We start from the raw sequence: 18,393 nt of genomic DNA on the forward strand, positions 1-18,393 counted from the left end.
CAATGCGCCTTACGTCACGCCGCGGCATGGTCAGGGCGGCCACCCTGGTCACGGCAGTCACCCTTCCCCTCGCCCTCGCGGCGCCCGCCGCGACGGCCGGGACCGCCGCATCCGCCGCGACCGGCGTCTCCGACGTCCTGGCAGAGGCCCTGGCCCACCAGGTCAAGGGCAAGAACGTCAAGAAGCATCTCGACGCGTTGCAGTCCATCGCCGACGCCAACGGCGGCAACCGCGCCGTGGGCACACCCGGCTACGACGCCTCGCTGGCCTACGTCAGGGACAAGGTGACCCGGGCCGGATACAAGGTCTCCACCACCGACGTGGAGTTCCCCGTCAAGTGGGAGGAGTTCTCCCCCTCGGTCCTGCAGCAGGTCTCCCCCGAGGCGAAGACGTACGTCAACCCCACCGACTTCGTCACCGTGACCCCCTCCAGCGGCGGGGACGTCACCGCGCAGATCCAGGTCGTCGACCCGGTCATCCCGCCCGCCCCCGCCCCCAACACCTCCACCGCGGGCTGCGAGAGCTCCGACTTCGCCGGCTTCGTCCCCGGCCGGATCGCCCTCATCCAGCGCGGCACCTGCGCGTTCGTCGACAAGGCCCTCAACGCGAAGGCCGCGGGCGCGGCCGGCGTCATCTTCTTCAACGAGGGCCAGCCGGGCCGTACCGACCCGTTCGAGTTCGACATCCGCGAGTGGCGCTTCGGCTTCCCGGTCGTCATCGCGAGCACCGCCGTCGGCCTCGACCTGGCCGACAGCCCGGGCACGGTCGTCCACCTGAAGGTGGACGCCAAGACCACGGTCGGCCACGCCAAGAACCTCATCGCCGAGTCCCGGCTCGGCGCCGCCGGCGAGGTCGTGATGGTCGGCGCCCACCTCGACGGCGTCCCCGAGGGCCCCGGCATCAACGACAACGGCTCCGGCAGCGCCGCCGTCCTGGAGACCGCGCTGAAGATGGCGCACCTGCCCACCAAGAACCGGCTGCGGTTCGCCTGGTGGGCCGGTGAGGAGCTGGGCCTGCTCGGCTCCGACCAGTACGTCGCGGGCCTGTCGCAGGCCGAGCGGGACCGGATCCGGCTCTACCTCAACTTCGACATGGTGGCCTCGCCGAACGACGTCACCTTCCTCTACGACGGCGACGACTCCGACGCCGAGGGCTCGGGCCCCGGCCCGGACGGCTCCGCCGGGATCGAGAAGGTCTTCGAGCGGTACTACGGCAAGCGCGGCCTGCCGTACAAGGGGACCGACTTCGACGGACGCTCCGACTACGGCGCGTTCATCGCCAACGGCATCCCGTCCGGCGGCATCTTCACCGGCGCCGAGGGGATCAAGACCGCCGAGGAGGCCGCCCGCTTCGGTGGCACGGCCGGCGCGCCGTACGACCCCTGCTACCACGACGTGTGCGACACGATCTCCAACATCAACGCCGCCGCCCTCGACCGCAACGCCAAGGCCATCGGCTACGCGACCGCTCGCTACGCCTACGACCTGACCGGCATCCCCGACCGGAACGCCGCCGCCCGGACCATGTCCGCCACCGCCGCCCCGGCGCGGGTCCCGGCCCACGGCGCGGCGAGCTAACCCGCCCGGCCACACCGCGCGCCGCCTCGGCGGCGCGCCGGACCGCTCCTCGCGCCGCCTCCGCGGCGCGTCCGACCACACGCGCACCGCGTCCGCGGCGCACCGGACCACATCGCACAAGCCGCTTCGGCGGCGCACCGGCGCACCACCAGGTTGTACGGCGCGCGCCCCACGAAGGCGCGCGCCGATCGGGGGATCCCCTCACCTCCCAGCCCGAGGAGCATGATGCGCAGACTGTGGAGCATCGGGACGGCAGCGATCCTGGCCATCCCGCTGGCGCTCACCGCACCGGCCGTCTCGGCGGCCGCCCCGCCGGACATCTCGCTGACGAACGTCAAGGCCCACCTCACCCAGCTCCAGTCCATCGCCACCGCCAACGGCGGCAACCGCGCCCACGGCCGCCCCGGCTACCTCGCCTCGGCCAACTACGTCAAGAACCTCCTGGACGGCGCGGGCTTCACCACCACCCTGCAGTCGTTCAGCTACAACGGGGCGACCGGCTACAACGTCATCGCCGACTGGCCCGGCGGCGACCCCGACGACATCCTCATGGTCGGCGCGCACCTCGACAGCGTGACCGCCGGACCCGGCATCAACGACAACGGCTCCGGCAGCGCCGCCGTCCTGGAGACCGCCCTGGAGGTCTCCCGCCAGTCCCTGGCGCCGTCCAAGCACCTGCGCTTCGCCTGGTGGGGCGCCGAGGAGCTGGGCCTGCGCGGCTCGCAGTACTACGTGAACAACCTGCCGTCCACCGAACGGTCCAAGATCAAGGGCTACCTGAACTTCGACATGGTGGGCTCTCCCAACCCCGGCTACTTCATCTACGACGGCGACAACTCCGACGGCGTGGGCTCGGGCCCCGGCCCGGCCGGCTCGGCACAGCTGGAGGCGACGCTCGCCGCCTACTTCTCCTCGATCGGCGTGCCGACCCGGGGCACCGACTTCGACGGACGCTCCGACTACGGGCCGTTCATCTCCGCCGGCATCCCGGCGGGCGGCACGTTCACCGGGGCCGAGGGCATCAAGTCGAGCGCCCAGGCGAGCCTGTGGGGCGGCACGGCGGGCGCGGCGTTCGACTCCTGCTACCACCGCTCGTGCGACACCACCTCCAACATCAACGACACCGCGCTGAACCGCAACGCCGACGCGATCGCCTACGCCGTGTGGACGATCGCCACCGCCACCCCGCCGGTGACGGTCTACTCCGACACCTTCGAGACGGCGACCGGCTGGACCGTCAACCCGGCCGGCACCGACACCGCCACCCTCGGTCAGTGGGAGCGCGGCGACCCCGAGGCAACCACCTCCAGCGGCGCCAAGCAGCTCGGCACCACGGTCAGCGGCACCAACGACCTGGTCACCGGACGCCTGGCCGGGGCCGCGGCCGGTGACCACGACGTCGACGGCGGCACCACCACCGTGCAGTCACCGCCGATCACGCTGCCGTCGGGTGGCCCGCTCAAGCTGGGCTTCTCGTGGTACCTCGCGCACGGTTCCAACTCCTCCAGCGCCGACTACCTGCGCGTCAAGGTCGTCGGCTCCACCACCACCCAGGTCTTCCAGCAGCTCGGCGCGGCGGCCAACCGCAACGGCGCCTGGGCCGCGGCCGAGGCGGACGTCTCCTCCTACGCCGGGCAGACCGTCCGCATCCTCGTCGAGGCCGCCGACGCCTCCACCGCCTCGCTCGTCGAGGCCGGCATCGACGACGTGAAGATCACCCGCTAGAACCCGCCGGAGCCCACGGGACCCCTCCGTACGGCTCCCGCCACACGGCGGGAGCCGTACACCCGGGGTCCACGGCGCGGCGGGAGGCTCTACGGCCGACGTCTCCGGCGCGGCGTCCCGGGCATGGCGGCCCGGGTGCGGCGGTGGAACCGCGGCGCGGATCAGGACGCGGGCCGGTCGTAGACGCCCACCGCCCAGCGGCCGGGCCGCTTCCGGAGCTCGATCAGCTCCTTCGAGGAACCGAACTCCGGCACGAGGTGTACGTCACCGCACCGGACCCCCCTGTCGTCCCGCGGCGCGCACCCCCGGCGCTTCGCCTCGGCGAGGCTGATCCGGCGGGCGCCGGGAGGAACCGGCCAGACGGTGTAGGTCTGCTCCCGCCCCACCCAGGACGGACCGGCCGATTCCGGGCTGTGCTGCATGAACAACGCCACGTCCTTCGCCTGCTGAGATCCCGCGTGGGGGCAGGAGGCGCTGACCGACTCCCCCGGCCTGGACGACTCCCCCGGCCTGAAGACGACGAGCCTCGCGCCGGGCTCGGCGCAGACGAACCTGAACCCCGTGTACCGGCTGGTCGGTGTGAACCTCAGGGTGTAGGGCGTGCCCGACGTCTTCGACCGGTGCCCCCCGATCAGCGTCACCTTCCTGCGGTCCATGTCCTTCAGGGACGCGGGCAGGTCCTTGCCCGGCTCGGGTGTGCGGGGCGTGGGGAGCGCCTCCGTGCCGGTGGTGGGTCTCGGGGCCGGCCTCTCCGTGGGCGGCGGCACCGGCCTCTCCGTGGGTCTCTCCGTCGGCCTCGCCACCGGTCCCCCCGCGGGCGCGGCCGCGGGCGTCGCGGGCCGGGCGGCGGTCACCGTGTCCCCGCCGCCGGGCCCCCCGGGCAGCGAGAACGGCACCGCCACCGCGGCCGCCACGGCGCCGGAGGCCAGGAACGCCCCGGCCGCGCCCGCCAGCCTGCGCCTGCGCCGGACGGCCCGGCCCCGGCGCAGGATCTCCTCCAGCCGGGCGGCGCCCCCGCTGCCGCCCGCGCCGCGCTCGTCGAGCAGTTCCCGCAGATCATGCTCCGTGTAGGTCATCGCTCCGCTCCCGCCGTCATCCGAACCCGCTGATCCACCCTGAGCTTCGCGAGGGCCCTGCCGAGCTGGCTCTTGACCGCCCCCAGCGAGCAGCCGAGCACGCCGGCCACCTGGGAGAGGGTCATCCCCTCGTAGTAGTGCAGGACGACCACCGCCCGCTGGCGGGCGGACAGCGCGCCGATCGCGGCCCACAGCGCGTCCCGGTCGCCGACCCCGTCGGTGAAGTCCCCGGCGTCCGCCCGGTCCGGGAGGTCCCCGGTCGGTACCTCACCCCGCCAGCGCCGCCGCCACCAGGAGGCGTGCGTGTTCGCGATGATCCGGTACACGTACGGATCGGGGTCCCCGTCGATCCGCCGCCAGGCCAGCCAGGCCCTGGCCAGCGCCGTCTGCACCAGGTCCTCGGCGGTCGCCCAGTCCCGGGTGAGGAGATACGCCGTTCTCCGCAACCTCTCGTGGCGCTGCGCGACGTACTCCGCGAACTCTGTCATCCTGCCTCCAGTGCGAAGCTCCGCCGATCACTACCGCCTGGGCCCGCCGTACGGATGACAGCGGTTCCGCGCGATTTCCCGCCGCTCCGCCCGATCCCGTGACGGCGGCCCGCAGGCTCCGTGACGGCGGCCCGCGCGGCTCCTCGGCGGCGACCCGGTCACGGGGGCCTCCGCGCTCCGCTAGCCTCGCCTACGGCACGCACACGCCGGGACGAAAGGCACCAAGTTGATCGGCTGGTTCGAAGCGGTGGTCCTCGGGCTCGTACAGGGGCTGACGGAGTTTCTGCCGATCTCCTCCAGTGCCCACATCAGAGTCGTCTCGGCGCTCCTGGGCTGGCAGGACCCGGGCGCGGCGTTCACGGCGGTGATCCAGCTCGGCACCGAGGCCGCGGTGGTGATCTATTTCCGCAAGGACATCTGGGAGATCATCTCCACCTGGACCCGGTCTCTGTGGCGGCCCGACCTGCGGTCCCACCACGCGGCGCGGATGGGCTGGTACGTCATCGCCGGCACGATCCCGATCGTCGTGCTGGGCCTGCTGTTCAAGGACAGCATCGAGACGGTCTTCCGCGACCTGCGCCTGATCGGCACCACCCTGATCGTCTTCGGCGCGATCCTGTGGCTGGCCGACCGCACCGCCCGCAACAAGCTCACGCTGCAGAAGAACCTCAGCCTCACCCACGCCCTGGTGTACGGCTTCGCCCAGTCGCTGGCCCTGATCCCGGGCGTCTCCCGCTCCGGCGGCACGATCAGCGCCGGCCTGGTGCTCGACTACCGCCGGGAGGAGGCCGCCCGGTACTCCTTCCTGCTGGCCATCCCGGCCGTGCTGGGCTCCGGTTTCCTGGAGCTGTTCAAGATCGGCGACGGCCGGGCGCCGGACTGGGGGCCGACCATCCTGGCCACGGTGATCTCGTTCGTCGTCGGCTACGCCGCGGTGGCGTGGTTCCTGAAGTACATCAGCTCCCACCGCTTCACCGGCTTCGTGGTCTACCGGATCATCCTGGGCGTCATCATCATCGCCCTGGTCTCCTTCGGCGTCCTCAACCCCATGGCGTAGGCCGTATCCGACCGGAGGCTCCGGGCCGGTGCCGGAGGCGCTGGTTTCATACGCGGTCGAGGAAGTCGGCGATCAGCGGTGCGATCTCCGGCAGGTGGGTCTCCAGGGCGAAGTGGCCGGCGTCGAACAGGTGCAGCTCGGCGTCGGGGAGGTCGCGCAGGTAGGCACGGGCGCCGGGCTCGGGGAAGAACGGGTCGCCGACGCCCCAGGTGATGAGGGTGGGCGGGGTGTGCTCACGCAGCCATGCCTGCCAGCGGCCGTAGCGCTCGATGTTGGAGCGGTAGTCGAACGCCAGCGCCACCTGCGCCTCCTTGCGGCCGGGGAGGTCGAGGAAGTGCTGGTCGAGCGTCCAGCCGTCCGGTGCGACCAGTTCGGGGTCGGACACGCCGGTCTCGTACTGGCTCCGCGTCCCCCGCAGGGTGAGCAGGCCCCGGATGGTCTCCTCGGCCCCCGGCGTCTCCGGGCGCAGCGCGGTGAAGTCACGGGCGCCGTCCGACAGTCCGTCCTCGTAGGCGTTGCCGTTCTGCACCACCAGGCCCGCGACCCACTCGGGATGGCGTTCGGCGATCCGGAACCCGACGGGCGCGCCGAAGTCGAACATGTACATCGCGAACCGGGTCAGCCCGAGTCCACGCACGAGGCCCTCGATGACGTCGGCGAGCCGATCGAAGGAGTGGACGAAGTCGTCCGGGGCCCGGGTGTGCCCGAATCCGGGGTAGTCGGGGGCGATGAGCCGGTAGCGCGATCCGAGCGCGTCGATGAGCCGGCGGAACTGGTGCGACGCGGAAGGGAACCCGTGCAGGAGCAGCAGCACCGGCGCGTCGGCCCGCTCCGGCAGCGACTCGCGGTAGAAGACCCGGACACCGTCGACGTCGAGGTGGTGGTGGGCGATCCGGGTGATCGGGACGACCGTCATCTCTAATGCCTTTCATCGTTAATTATGCGTTAGTTATAGTGATCATTGATCTAATGCGTCAACTCCGCCGGATACCATTAGACTCATGAGCGATATCGTTCCCCTCACCGGGGAGCCGCTGGCCCTGGACCTGATCAACACCGGCACGGCGGTCGGCGACCTGCTGGCCACCCCCGCCGACCTGCACGCATGGCTGGAGCTGCAGGCCGGCCGGTTCGGTGAGGCGCGAGAGCTCGTCACCGCCGGCCTGGCCGCCGCCGACCTGGCCGCCGTGCGGGACGTCCGCGACCGCACCGCTCGCGTCCTCGACCACGTCCGTCGCGGCGAACGCCCCCCGGCCGACGACCTGGACGCCCTCAACCGGGCCCAACGTGCCGCACCCGCCTTCACCGCCCTCACCTGGGACGGCGCGGCGGTCACCGCGGTCCGCCGCCGCGCCGGAACGCCCGGCGACCGGCTGACGGCGTGGCTGGCCGAGGCCGCCGCCGAACTGCTGGCCGACCCGGCGGTCACCGAGGTCCGCCGGTGCGCGGCCGACGACTGCGTGATGCTGTTCCTGCCCTCCCATCCGCGCCGCCGCTGGTGCTCGGCGGCCCGTTGCGGCAACCGCGCCCGCGTCGCCCGCCACTACCGGCGCCACAAACCGGCCTGATGCCGTCCGCCCCCGGCTGACCCTGATCTCTCCGGGCGCCGCCGGCACGGACGACACAGGTGGCGGACGGCTCGGACGGCCCGCACGGCACAGGCGACGGACGGCCCGCATGGGCGGCAGACGGCACGGACGGCGCGGTCGTCCGGATCGGGAAGACTGGACGGGTGCGTCCCGACCGCTTCGACCTGCCCGTCCGCCACGTCCTGCCCGAGCTGTTCGCGGCCCTGGACGAGCGCGGCGTCGCCGTGCTCGCCGCGCCGCCCGGCACGGGCAAGACCACGCTCGTCCCGCTCGCACTGGCCGGACTCACCGGGACCGCCGATCTCAACGGGCTCACCGGGCTGACCGGTGAACCGGATCCCGGCCGGGGACGAGCGCGTGAGCCGGGGCGGGTGATCGTCGCCGAGCCCCGCCGGATGGCGGCGCGGGCGGCGGCCCGCCGGATGGCCTGGATGCTGGACTCCCAGGTCGGCGCGGAGGTCGGGTTCTCGGTCCGGGGCGAGCGCAGGGCCGGACCCGGCACGGTCGTCGAGGTCGTCACCACCGGGGTCCTGCTCCAGCGGCTGCAACGCGACCCCGAACTGGCCGGCGTCGGCACCGTCCTGCTGGACGAGTGCCACGAGCGCCATCTGGACGCCGACACCGCCCTGGCCTTCCTCCTCGACGTCCGCGCCACCCTCCGCCCCGACCTGCGGATCGTCGCCGCCTCCGCCACCGCCGACGCCGAGCCGTGGGCCCGGCTGCTCGGCTCGGGCGCCCCGCCGTACGGCCACGGCCCGGCGGGCGGCGACCGCGCGTCCGGCGGCTCGCCGTACGGCGCGGGCGCGTCCGGCGACGGGGACGGCGACGCGGCGCCGGTCGTGCGCGCCTCCGGTGAGGCGCACCCCGTCACACCCGTCTGGGCGCCTCCCTCCGGCCCGGTGACGCCGCCGCGCGGCCTGCGGGTGGACCCGGCGTTCCTGTCCCACGTCGCCGCCGTCGTACGGCGCGCCCTGGCCGAACGGGAGGGGGACGTGCTGTGCTTCCTGCCGGGGGTCGGCGAGATCGGCAGGATCGCCGCGCTGCTCGGCGGTGGCACCGGGGGCGCGGAGATCCTCCAGGTCCACGGGCAGGCCCCGGCCCGCGTCCAGGATGCCGTGCTCTCCCCCGGCCGGGGGCGGCGGGTCGTGCTCGCCACCTCGGTCGCCGAGTCGAGCCTGACCGTGCCGGGTGTCCGGGTCGTGGTCGACTCGGGCCTGGCCCGCGAGCCCCGCACCGACCACGCCCGCGGCCTGGGCTCGCTCACCACGGTCCGCGCGTCCCGGGCCTCGGCGGTCCAGCGCGCCGGGCGGGCGGGCCGCGAGGCGCCGGGGACGGTGTACCGGTGCTGGTCGCAGGCCGAGCACGACCGCCTGCCCGAGTACGCGCGGCCCGAGATAGCCCTGGCCGACCTGACCGGCTTCGCCCTCCAGGCCGCCTGCTGGGGTGATCCCGAGGCCGCCGGGCTCGCCCTGCTCGACCCGCCCCCGCCGGCCGCGATGGACGCCGCCCGGCGGACCCTGCTCGCCCTGGGCGCCCTTGACGCCTCCGGCGGCCGGGTCACCGGTCGGGGCCGTCTGATGGCCGCCGCCGGGGTCCACCCCCGCCTGGCCCGTGCCCTGGTCGACGCGGGTCCCGGGGCCGCGGAGGTGGTGGCGCTGCTGTCGGAGCCGCTGCCCCGGGACGCCGGCGACGACCTGGCGGCGATCTGGCGGTCCGTCCGGCGGGGCGGCAACGGGCCCGGGGACGGCTTCCCGGCCCGCTGGCGCGGGGAGGCCGCCCGCCTGGCCCGCGCCGTCCCCAGGGAGGACGCCGGGCGCGACGGGCCCGCTCAGGGACCGGCGGGCCGCCCCGGGACCCGGCGCCCCGGACACGACGGCTCCCGGACCGGCGGCCCCGCGGCCGGCCGCTCCCGGACCGATGGAGCCGCGAGCGGCCGGTCCGGAACCGGCGGGCTCGGGTCCGACGACGCCGTGGCCGGACTGACGGTGGCGCTGGCCTACCCGGAGCGGGTGGCCCGGCGGCGCGGCGGGGCGTACCTGATGGCGTCGGGGACGGCCGCGGAGCCGTCCGCCGGGTCGCGGCTGGGCGACGCGGAGTGGCTGGCGATCGCGGTGGCCGACCGGCCGGTGGGGTCGGCGGCGGCGCGGATCAGGCAGGCCGTCGTGATCGACGAGGAGACCGCCCGGCTGGCCGCCGCATCCCTGTACGACGCCGCCGAGGAGGTCGCCTGGCGGGTCCCGCCGGGTGAGCGGCGCGGCGACGTCTCGGCGCGCCGGGTGGAGCGTCTGGGCGCCGTCGAGCTGTCGTCGGTCCCGTTGCGCGACGCCGACGTCCGGCCCGCCGTACTCGCGGGCCTGCGCGCCGAGGGGCTCTCGCTCCTGCGCTGGACGTCCGAGGCCGTCGCGCTGCGCGAACGCCTGGCCTTCTGCCGCCGCGCGCTCGGCGACCCCTGGCCCGCGACGGACGACGACGCCCTCGTCGAGGCGGCCGAGCGCTGGCTGGAGCCGGAACTGTCACGCGCCCGCCGTCGCGCCGACCTGGAGCGCCTCGACGTGGTCGCCGCGCTGCACCGCCTCGTCCCGTGGCACGCCCGGCTGGCGGAGGTCGCCCCCGAGCGGATCGAGGTGCCCAGCGGCTCGCGGATCAGGATCGACTACTCCGGCGACCGGCCGGTCCTGGCGGCCAAGCTGCAGGAGCTGTTCGGCTGGGACGAGGCCCCGCGGATCGCCGGGGTGCCGCTGGTGGTGCACCTGCTGTCCCCGGCGGGCCGGCCCGCGGCCGTCACCGCCGACCTGTCCACGTTCTGGCGCGAGGGCTACCGCGCGGTCCGGGCGGAGCTGCGGGGCCGCTATCCCCGGCACCCCTGGCCGGAGGACCCCCTGTCGGCGGTCGCCACCCGCCGCGCCAACCCGCGGCGCTGAGGAGTCGCGGGGCCGGTTCAAGAGTCCGGGGAAACGGTTCGGGGCCGTCCCGGAATCGTCTTTCGGAACACCGGGGCCGTGAGGGATTCCACGGACGGCGACCCGGTGGGACGCCTCGCCGGACGCGCGGTGCGCCGTTCTCGGCGCGATCACTCGTTCGCGGAGGCGGGATTCAGCGCGGGCGGACTCCGTCGATGGCGAGTGCCAGCAGGCGGTCGGCTTCGGCCGGGCCGTCGGGCTCCTGCTCGGTGGCCAGGGAGATGGCGCCGACGAGCTTCAGGAGATGGATGACGGCGATCCCGGGGCGCACCGCGTCCGCCGCTCGGGCGCGGACGAGGAGTCTCTCACCCGCATTGATGATCATGTCGTGACAGGTACGGCCGAGCGCCGGGTCGCCGCCGCCCCGCATCAGCGAAGCGCCCAGGCCCCGGTTGGCCGCGGCGTGGGTGCCGACGGCGCGAAGCCAGGTGAACAGCGCCTCTCCCGGGTCGGGGGCGGTGAGCAGGTCATCGGCCTTGGTGCAGAGCGTCTTCACCCGGTCTTCGAAGACCGCTTCCAGGAGTGCCCGCCGGGTGGGGAAGTGCCGGTGCAGGGTGGCCGAGCCGACTTCTGCGCGGCGGGCGATCTCCTCCAGGGACGCCTCGGCGCCGTGCTCGGCGATGAGGGTCCCGGCGGCGGCCACGATCCGGTCGAAGTTGCGGCGGGCGTCGGCACGCATCCGCTGCCGGGATGACACGACGGCGTCCTTGGACACGGCGGCTCCTGACGGCTTGCCAAGTGGGGTGGTCCCCCATATCGTAGCGAACGCTAACCGGAGGACCACCCCACTTATGCGAGTGGCTCCTCCTCCCCCGAGCTCAGAAGGAGAGACGGTGACTCCGAAGAACAGGACCGTCGTGGTGGTGGGAGCGACCGGCCTGCAGGGCGGGGCCGTGACGCACCACCTGCTCCGCGGCGGCTGGCAGGTGCGTGCGCTCACCCGTGACCCGAACGGGACACGGGCGCGAGCACTGGCGCGGGCCGGTGCGCAGGTGGTGCGGGCGCAGATGGAGGACGTCGCCTCCCTGACCGCGGCGGCCAAGGACGCCTGGGGTCTGTTCAGCGTCCAGCCCACGGTCGGCTCGCCCGGCACCCCACCGGACTTCACCACCGAGGACGAGGTCCGCTGGGGCGTGAACGTCGCCGAGGCCGCGCACGCCGCCGGCGTCGGACACCTGGTGTTCACCTCGGTCGCCGGCGCGGACCGCCATCTCAGCGAGAAGGTGCCGGTGAACCTGGTCGGCAAGTGGCGGATCGAGCAACACATCGCCCGCCTCGGCCTGCCCGCGACGATCCTGCGGCCGGTCTCGTTCATGGAGAACTTCACCGGCGGATACGCACTGCAGAACGGGAGCCTGTCCACCGGGATCGCACCGGACACGGCCCAGCAGCTCATGGCCGTCGACGACGTCGGCTTCATCACCGAGTCGGCGTTCCGCCACCCCGAGGAGTGGATCGGCCGGGCGGTCTCCCTGGCCGCCGACGAGCTCACGCCGGTCCAGGTCGCCGCGGCCATCGGCAAGGCGCTCGGGACGGCGCTGCCCTACGTCCAGATCCCGATCGGGGCGATCCGAGACCTGAGCGAGGACTTCGCCTACGCCAACGAATGGCTCAACGAACGCGGCTACCGCGCGGACATCGCGGCCACCCGGCGGATCCACCCCGCCGCGATGGACTTCTCCACCTGGCTGGAGCGCACCGGGGCCGCCCAGATCTCGGCGTTCCTGCACTCCGCGCCCACCACGGGCCAGGGCGCGTGAGCACCCGCACGCCCGGCCTCGGACGCATCGGGATCTGGGCGGGAGGGTTCGACTCGCTCCCCGCGACCGACGTCCGTCAGGCCGCGGCCGCGATCGAGGACCTCGGTTATGGCGCCCTGTGGATTCCCGAGACCACGGGACGTGAAGCCATCGCGCAGACTGCGATCCTGCTGGCGAGCACCCGGCGGATCACCGTGGCCTCCGGTATGACCGACATCTACGCACGAGACGCGGTCACGGCCGCCGCCGCACAGCGCACCCTGGAGGAGGCCTTTCCCGAACGGTTCCTACTCGGCCTGTGGGACAGCCATCCGAGCCTGGCCGAGGACGTCCGCGGCCACCGCTTCGGCCCTCCCCTGGCAACCATGCGCTCCTACCTCGACGCGCTCGACACCGCCCCGTTCGGGCCGCCCGCCACGACGGCCTCACCCCACCGCGTCCTGGCCGCACTGGATCCCGGCATGCTCGCCCTGGCCGCCGAACGCGCCTGGGGCGCGACCGTACTGGGCATGCCCGTCGAATACACCCGCGCAGCCCGCGAGATCCTCGGAGACGACCGCCTTCTGGCCGTCACCCAGCTCTGCGTGCTCGGCCACGACCGCGCGCACACCGCCGGACCGGCCCGCGCCACGGCCGCGGCCGCCCTGCCCAACCGCCGCGAGTTGCTGCGCGGACTCGGACACCCGTCCCCGGAGGCACTGAGCGACCGGCTCGTCGAGGCGATCGTGGCCCACGGCCGCGCCGAGGACGTCGCCCACCGCGTCCGGCAGCACCTCGACGCCGGAGCCGACCACGTCAGCCTCCACGTTCTGGCCGCCGAATCCCACGCTCCTCCCGCTCAGTGGTGGGAGGAGATCGCTGCGCACCTCCTCGCTTGATCCGGCACCGCCGACCCGCGGTGAACGAACCCCCCGTGGAACCGGCCTGCCGCCCGCCCTCGGCGGGACTCGGCCGGGGCGGCGGGGTACGGCCTGCGCTCCGGGAAGCGGGTTGCGTGCCGTCCCCCTTTTGACGCTATCGTGGTGATATCACTCCGATAGCAAAGGGGAGCACATGGAGCGACGCGCCTTCCACCTCAACGGGTTCGCCGTCCTGGCCGGGCTCGTGCTGCTCGGCGCCGTCCTGGCCGCGGTGGGCCTGGCGGCCGGGCCGGACGTCCTGGTCGCCGCCGCGATCGCCTGGGGCGTCATCGCGCTCGTCGTGGCCAGCGGTTTCACCGTGGTCAACCCGAACGACGGGATGGTGGTCCAGTTCCTCGGCCGCTACATCGGATCCCTGCGCGACGCCGGTTTCCAGTGGACCGCGCCGTTCACCAGCAGGCGGCGGATCACGCTGCGGGTGCGCAACTTCGAGACCACCAAGCTCAAGGTCAACGACGCCGACGGCAACCCGGTGGAGATCGCCGCCGTCGTCGTCTACCGGGTGACCGACACCGCCAAGGCCGCCTTCTCCGTGGACGACTACGAGCAGTACGTGGCGATCCAGTCGGAGGCCGCCGTCCGGCACCTGGCCACCAGCCACCCATACGACTCCCACGACGACAGCCGCACCAGCCTGCGTGACGGCACCGAGGTGGCCGCCGAGCTGACCACCGAGCTGAGTGAGCGCACCCACCTCGCCGGGGTGGAGGTGCTGGAGGCGCGCATCACCCACCTCGCCTACGCGCCGGAGATCGCCCAGGCCATGCTGGTCCGCCAGCAGGCCGCGCAGGTGGTCGCGGCGCGCACGCAGATCGTCGCCGGCGCGGTAGGAATGGTCCAGCTCGCGTTGAACCGGCTGGCCGAGGAGGATGTGGTGGAGCTCGACGAGGAGCGCAGGGCGCAGATGGTGTCCAACCTGCTGGTGGTCCTGTGCGGTGACCGCGCGACCCAGCCGGTGGTGAACACCGGCAGCCTGTATGGCTGAGCGCAAACGGATCCTGCTCAGGCTCGACCCGGCCGTCTACGAGGCGATCGCCAAGTGGGCGGCCGACGACCTGCGCAGCGTCAACGCCCAGCTGGAGTACGCCCTGCGCCTGGCCCTGCGCGGGGTGGGCCGCGACGTCAGGCGGGCGGGCCGTGAGGGCCCCGGCCGAAGCGAACAGAACGAGCGGGACGATTCGGACGAACGCCAGTAACCCCGGATGACACGGACGGTACCCAACAAGTCACCTGATTGAGACGTGGAACACTTCCGTCGGCGTGCCGTCCGTACCAGACTCGGGGCATGCCGTGGGTGGGGAAGTCCGCAGGTGAGATCGCGGAGGCCGTTCGACGTGGCAAGACCGGCGCTCCGGAGGTGGTCGAGGAGCACCTCCGGCTGATCGCCGAGCGCGACGGGCGCATCGGCGCGTTCCGCAAGGTGCGGGCCGAGCGGGCCATGGCCGAGGCGCGCGCCGTACAGGAGCGGCCCGACCTGGCCGAGCTGCCGCTGGCCGGGGTGCCGGTGGCGGTCAAGGACAACATCCCGGTCCGCGGCGAGGCGACGCGCAACGGGTCGGCGGCCTCCTCCAGCGAGGCCGCCGCCGCCGACCACCCGGTGGTCGCCCGGCTCAGGGCGGCGGGCGCGGTGGTCGTCGGCATCACCAACGTCCCGGAGCTGTGCCTGGTCGGGTTCTCCGACAGCACGTACGGCGTGGCACGCAACCCCTGGGACCCGCGGCGCACGCCGGGCGGCTCGTCGGGCGGCGCCGCCGCCGCGGTGGCCGCCGGGATGGTCCCGCTGGCCCACGGCAACGACGGCCTCGGCTCGTTGCGCATCCCCGCCGCCTGCTGCGGGCTCGTGACGATCAAACCCGGCACGGGCGTGGTCCCGCCGCCCGGACGCGACTGGCACGGGATGTCGGAGAACGGCCCGCTGGCCACGACCGTGGGCGACCTCGCGCTGGGCCTGGCGGTGATGGCCGGTGACATGTCCCTCGCGACTCCCGGCGACGGCGAGTACCTGGAGGCCGGCAGCGCCATCGACGACTACCCGGGCGGGCTGACCCCCTCGGAGCCGGTGCGGCTGCGGATCGCCACGGCGCCGGTGCCGCTGCCGCCGGGGTTCTCGGTGGACCCGGAGCTGCAGCGGGCCGTGGTCGAGGCGGGCCACACGCTCGCCGCCGTCGGGCACACCGTGGTGGAGCACGAGCCGAAGGTGCCGAGCTGGGTGGGGGCGGCCGCGATCATCGGCTGGTTCGCGTGCGCCCGTGAGGACGCCGAGGGGCTGGACCCGCGCCGGCTGGAGCGCCGCACCCGGGCGCTGGCCAAGGCCGGCCGGCTGCTCGCCCGGTTCGGGCTGGACGGCTCGGCGGGCCGGGACCGCTGGCGCGCCCACGGCGCCGACCAGTGGTTCGGCAACGCCGACGTGCTGATCACCCCGACGCTCGCCGCCGTCCCGCCGCCCGCCGACCGCTGGGGCGACCGCGGGCTGCTGGCCAACGTGCGGGCCAACGTCACGTACGCCCCGGTCACCGCGGCCTGGAACATGGCCGGCTGGCCCGCCATGAACGTCCCGTACGGCTGGCACTCCACGGGCATGCCCATCGGGGTTCAGCTCGTCGCGCCCCCGGGAGGCGAACCGCAGCTGCTGGCCCTGGCCGCCCAGCTGGAGACCGCCCACCCCTGGCTGCGCCACGCGCCGATGGACTGACCCGCCCGCCCGGCCCCGGGGCGGACCCCGGGGCCGGTGTGCGGCCCGTCAGATACCGGTGGGGTGCCAGACGGTCTTGGTCTCCAGGAAAGCCGTCAGGCGCCGGGTGCCCGGGTCGGCCGCCCAGTCGGCCGCCCAGTCGGCCGCCCGATCGGCGGGCGCGGGACGCAGGACCCGCTTGAGGTTCTCGGCCGCCGCCTCCTCGCACGCGACCGCGAGACCGGGGTCGGAGACGCCGGCGAGGTCGAGGGCGTTGACGTCCATGTGCCCGGCCAGCCAGGGCGCGATCTCCTTCACCGAGCCGGTGAGGATGTTGACCACGCCGCCCGGCAGGTCGGAGGTGGCGAGCACCTCGGCCAGGGTGACGGCCGGCAGCGGGGCCCGCTCACTGGCCACGACCACGCAGGTGTTGCCGGTGACGATCACCGGGGCGACCACCGAGACGAGGCCCAGCAGCGGGTCGTCGGGGGCGACGACCGCCACCACGCCGGTCGGCTCCGGCGAGGAGATGTTGAGGTACGGCCCGGCGACCGGGTTGGCCGCCCCCGCGACCGCGGCGATCTTGTCGGACCAGCCGGCGTACCAGACGAGCCGGTCCACGGCCGCGTCCACGACGTCCCCCGGGCTCTTGGTCCCGGCGTCGGCCAGCTCGGCGGCGAACTGCGCCCGGCGGCCCTCCAGCATCTCGGCGATCCGGTAGAGGATCTGCCCGCGGTTGTACGGCGTCGCCCCGGACCAGCCGCCGAACGCCTTGCGCGCGGCGGCCACCGCGTCGCGGGCGTCCTTGCGGGAAGCCCTGGAGGCGTTGGCCAGGAACTCGCCCTTGGAGGAGGTCACCGCGTAGGACCTTCCGCTCTCCGAACGCGGGAACGCCCCGCCGATGTACAGCTTGTACGTCTTGCGCACGGCCAGCCGTGCGGGCGACTCGGTCCTACTCATCTCCGCGCCCTCTCCGCGAGCTCTCCTGCTGTGCCAGCCTGGCCGGCACGAAGATCTGGCCGCACCGGCTCACCCCGCACCGGTGGGCGAACCAGCCGCGCAGCCCCGGACGGCCGACGCGGGCGAATCCGTGACCCCGCGTCGCCTGGTCGCGACGGACCCGGCGCCGTGTTCGATCGTTGTCACACATCGAGGTACGCCTCCAGTCCGTGCCTGCCGCCCTCCCGGCCGTAGCCGGACTCCTTGTAGCCGCCGAACGGGGAGGTCGGGTCGAACCGGTTGAAGGTGTTGGCCCACACGACGCCCGCGCGGAGCCGGTCGGCCATCCACAGGATGCGCGAGCCCTTCTCCGTCCACACGCCCGCCGACAGGCCGTAGGGGGTGTTGTTGGCCTTCTCCACCGCCTCGGCCGGGGTACGGAAGGTCAGCACGGACAGCACCGGGCCGAACACCTCCTCCCGGGCGATGCGGTGCGACTGCGCGACACCGGTGAAGATCGTCGGCGGGAACCAGAAGCCCCGCTCGGGCAGCGCGCACGCCGGGGACCAGCGCTCGGCGCCCTCCAGCTCCCCGTGGTCGGACAGCTCCCGGATCTTCGCGAGCTGGGCGGCGGAGTTGATCGCGCCGATGTCGGTGTTCTTGTCCAGCGGGTCGCCCAGGCGCAGCGTGGACAGGCGCCGCTTGAGCGCCTCCAGCAGTTCCTCGGCGATCGACTCCTGGACCAGCAGCCGGGAGCCCGCACAGCAGACGTGCCCCTGGTTGAAGAAGATGCCGTTGACGATGCCCTCGACCGCCTGGTCGAGCGCGGCGTCGTCGAAGACGATGTTCGCGGCCTTGCCGCCGAGCTCCAGGGTGACCTTCTTGTGCGTCCCGGCGACGGACCGGGCGATCAGCCGGCCGACCTCGGTGGAGCCGGTGAAGGCGACCTTGTCGACGTCCGGGTGGTTGACCAGCGCCGCGCCGGTCTCGCCCGCGCCGGTCACGATGTTGACCACGCCCGGCGGCAGGTCGGCCTGCCGGCAGATCTCGGCGAACAGCAGCGCGGTCAGCGGGGTGGTCTCGGCCGGCTTCAGCACGACCGTGTTGCCGCAGGCCAGCGCCGGGGCGATCTTCCACGCCAGCATCAGCAGCGGGAAGTTCCACGGGATGACCTGGCCGGCCACGCCCAGCGGCCGGGGGCTGGGACCGTACCCGGCGTAGGGGAGCTTGTCGGCCCAGCCGGCGTAGTAGAAGAAGTGCGCCGCGACCAGGGGGAGGTCCACGTCGCGCGACTCGCGGATCGGCTTGCCGTTGTCCAGCGACTCCAGCACGGCCAGCTCGCGGGAGCGCTCCTGGATGATGCGGGCGATCCGGAAGAGGTACTTGGCCCGCTCGGAGCCGGGCATCGCCGACCAGGTGCCGAACGCCTCGCGCGCGGCCCGGACGGCCCGGTCCACGTCGTCGGCGGACGCGGACGCCACCTCGGACAGGACCTCCTCGGAGGCGGGGTTGACCGTCTTGAACGACGTGCCGGTGCCGTCGGTGAACTCGCCGCCGATGAACAGCCCGTAGGACGGCTTGATGTCGACGACGTCGCGGGACTCGGGGGCCGGTGCGTATTCGAACATCAC

General features: G+C 73.7%; 16 protein-coding genes. 10 read left to right on the forward strand and 6 right to left on the reverse strand.

Annotation, left to right across the window (positions count from 1 at the left end; genetic code table 11):
* Positions 1-2: 2 nt before the first annotated feature.
* A complete protein-coding gene (locus HDA43_RS12640; protein ID WP_179820089.1) occupies positions 3-1,577 on the forward strand; it encodes a M28 family metallopeptidase in 1,575 nt (524 codons plus the stop codon).
* A gap of 222 nt (positions 1,578-1,799) precedes the next feature.
* A complete protein-coding gene (locus HDA43_RS12645; RefSeq protein WP_246423968.1) occupies positions 1,800-3,302 on the forward strand; it encodes a M28 family peptidase in 1,503 nt (500 codons plus the stop codon).
* A gap of 161 nt (positions 3,303-3,463) precedes the next feature.
* On the opposite strand, the gene HDA43_RS12650 is transcribed toward HDA43_RS12645, so the two are convergent.
* Both HDA43_RS12650 and HDA43_RS12655 read right to left on the reverse strand, forming a co-directional pair.
* Complete coding sequence (locus HDA43_RS12650) at positions 3,464-4,378, reverse strand: hypothetical protein (RefSeq protein ID WP_179820091.1); 915 nt, start codon at positions 4,376-4,378, stop codon at positions 3,464-3,466.
* Positions 4,375-4,866 carry a SigE family RNA polymerase sigma factor gene (locus HDA43_RS12655; RefSeq protein ID WP_179820094.1) on the reverse strand — a complete coding sequence of 164 codons (492 nt, stop codon included), beginning with the start codon at positions 4,864-4,866 and terminating at the stop codon, positions 4,375-4,377. Before HDA43_RS12655 ends, HDA43_RS12650 begins: the two co-directional genes overlap by 4 nt.
* Positions 4,867-5,092: 226 nt before the next feature.
* Between HDA43_RS12655 and HDA43_RS12660 the strand changes: the two genes are divergently transcribed.
* Complete coding sequence (locus HDA43_RS12660; RefSeq protein ID WP_218911703.1) at positions 5,093-5,923, forward strand: undecaprenyl-diphosphate phosphatase; 831 nt, start codon at positions 5,093-5,095, stop codon at positions 5,921-5,923.
* 46 nt (positions 5,924-5,969) lie between these two features.
* On the opposite strand, the gene HDA43_RS12665 is transcribed toward HDA43_RS12660, so the two are convergent.
* The gene (locus tag HDA43_RS12665; protein ID WP_179820096.1) at positions 5,970-6,839 is read right to left on the reverse strand and encodes an alpha/beta fold hydrolase; all 870 of its coding nucleotides are present in this window, start codon (positions 6,837-6,839) and stop codon (positions 5,970-5,972) included.
* Positions 6,840-6,924: 85 nt separating this feature from the next.
* On the opposite strand from HDA43_RS12665, the gene HDA43_RS12670 reads away from it, so the two are divergent.
* Entirely contained in the window at positions 6,925-7,491 is a 567-nt protein-coding gene (locus tag HDA43_RS12670) for a CGNR zinc finger domain-containing protein (RefSeq protein WP_179820098.1), read from the forward strand.
* A gap of 164 nt (positions 7,492-7,655) precedes the next feature.
* Positions 7,656-10,433 carry an ATP-dependent RNA helicase gene (locus HDA43_RS12675; RefSeq protein WP_179820100.1) on the forward strand — a complete coding sequence of 926 codons (2,778 nt, stop codon included), beginning with the start codon at positions 7,656-7,658 and terminating at the stop codon, positions 10,431-10,433.
* A 172-nt stretch (positions 10,434-10,605) separates the two neighbouring features.
* On the opposite strand, the gene HDA43_RS12680 is transcribed toward HDA43_RS12675, so the two are convergent.
* Positions 10,606-11,187: a TetR/AcrR family transcriptional regulator gene (locus HDA43_RS12680; protein WP_312873214.1), complete on the reverse strand. Its 582-nt coding sequence runs from the start codon at positions 11,185-11,187 to the stop codon at positions 10,606-10,608.
* A gap of 118 nt (positions 11,188-11,305) precedes the next feature.
* Between HDA43_RS12680 and HDA43_RS34970 the strand changes: the two genes are divergently transcribed.
* From HDA43_RS34970 to HDA43_RS12705, 5 genes are all read left to right on the forward strand, one after another.
* The gene (locus HDA43_RS34970) at positions 11,306-12,232 is read left to right on the forward strand and encodes an NmrA/HSCARG family protein (RefSeq protein ID WP_179820102.1); all 927 of its coding nucleotides are present in this window, start codon (positions 11,306-11,308) and stop codon (positions 12,230-12,232) included.
* Positions 12,229-13,110: a TIGR03620 family F420-dependent LLM class oxidoreductase gene (locus HDA43_RS12690; protein ID WP_179817692.1), complete on the forward strand. Its 882-nt coding sequence runs from the start codon at positions 12,229-12,231 to the stop codon at positions 13,108-13,110. Before HDA43_RS34970 ends, HDA43_RS12690 begins: the two co-directional genes overlap by 4 nt.
* Positions 13,111-13,285: 175 nt before the next feature.
* The gene (locus HDA43_RS12695; RefSeq protein ID WP_179820104.1) at positions 13,286-14,137 is read left to right on the forward strand and encodes an SPFH domain-containing protein; all 852 of its coding nucleotides are present in this window, start codon (positions 13,286-13,288) and stop codon (positions 14,135-14,137) included.
* Positions 14,130-14,348, forward strand: coding sequence for a type II toxin-antitoxin system antitoxin (locus HDA43_RS12700; protein ID WP_179820106.1), 219 nt, complete (start codon positions 14,130-14,132; stop codon positions 14,346-14,348). Before HDA43_RS12695 ends, HDA43_RS12700 begins: the two co-directional genes overlap by 8 nt.
* A gap of 89 nt (positions 14,349-14,437) precedes the next feature.
* On the forward strand, positions 14,438-15,844 hold the full coding sequence (locus HDA43_RS12705) for an amidase (protein ID WP_179820108.1): 1,407 nt from the start codon (positions 14,438-14,440) through the stop codon (positions 15,842-15,844).
* Between the two features lie 48 nt (positions 15,845-15,892).
* On the opposite strand, the gene HDA43_RS12710 is transcribed toward HDA43_RS12705, so the two are convergent.
* On the reverse strand, positions 15,893-16,783 hold the full coding sequence (locus tag HDA43_RS12710; protein WP_179820110.1) for an aldehyde dehydrogenase family protein: 891 nt from the start codon (positions 16,781-16,783) through the stop codon (positions 15,893-15,895).
* A 182-nt stretch (positions 16,784-16,965) separates the two neighbouring features.
* The gene (locus HDA43_RS12715; protein WP_312873217.1) at positions 16,966-18,393 is read right to left on the reverse strand and encodes an aldehyde dehydrogenase family protein; all 1,428 of its coding nucleotides are present in this window, start codon (positions 18,391-18,393) and stop codon (positions 16,966-16,968) included.

The sequence above is a fragment of the Streptosporangium sandarakinum genome (assembly GCF_013409935.1).
Classification (GTDB): domain Bacteria; phylum Actinomycetota; class Actinomycetes; order Streptosporangiales; family Streptosporangiaceae; genus Streptosporangium; species Streptosporangium nondiastaticum.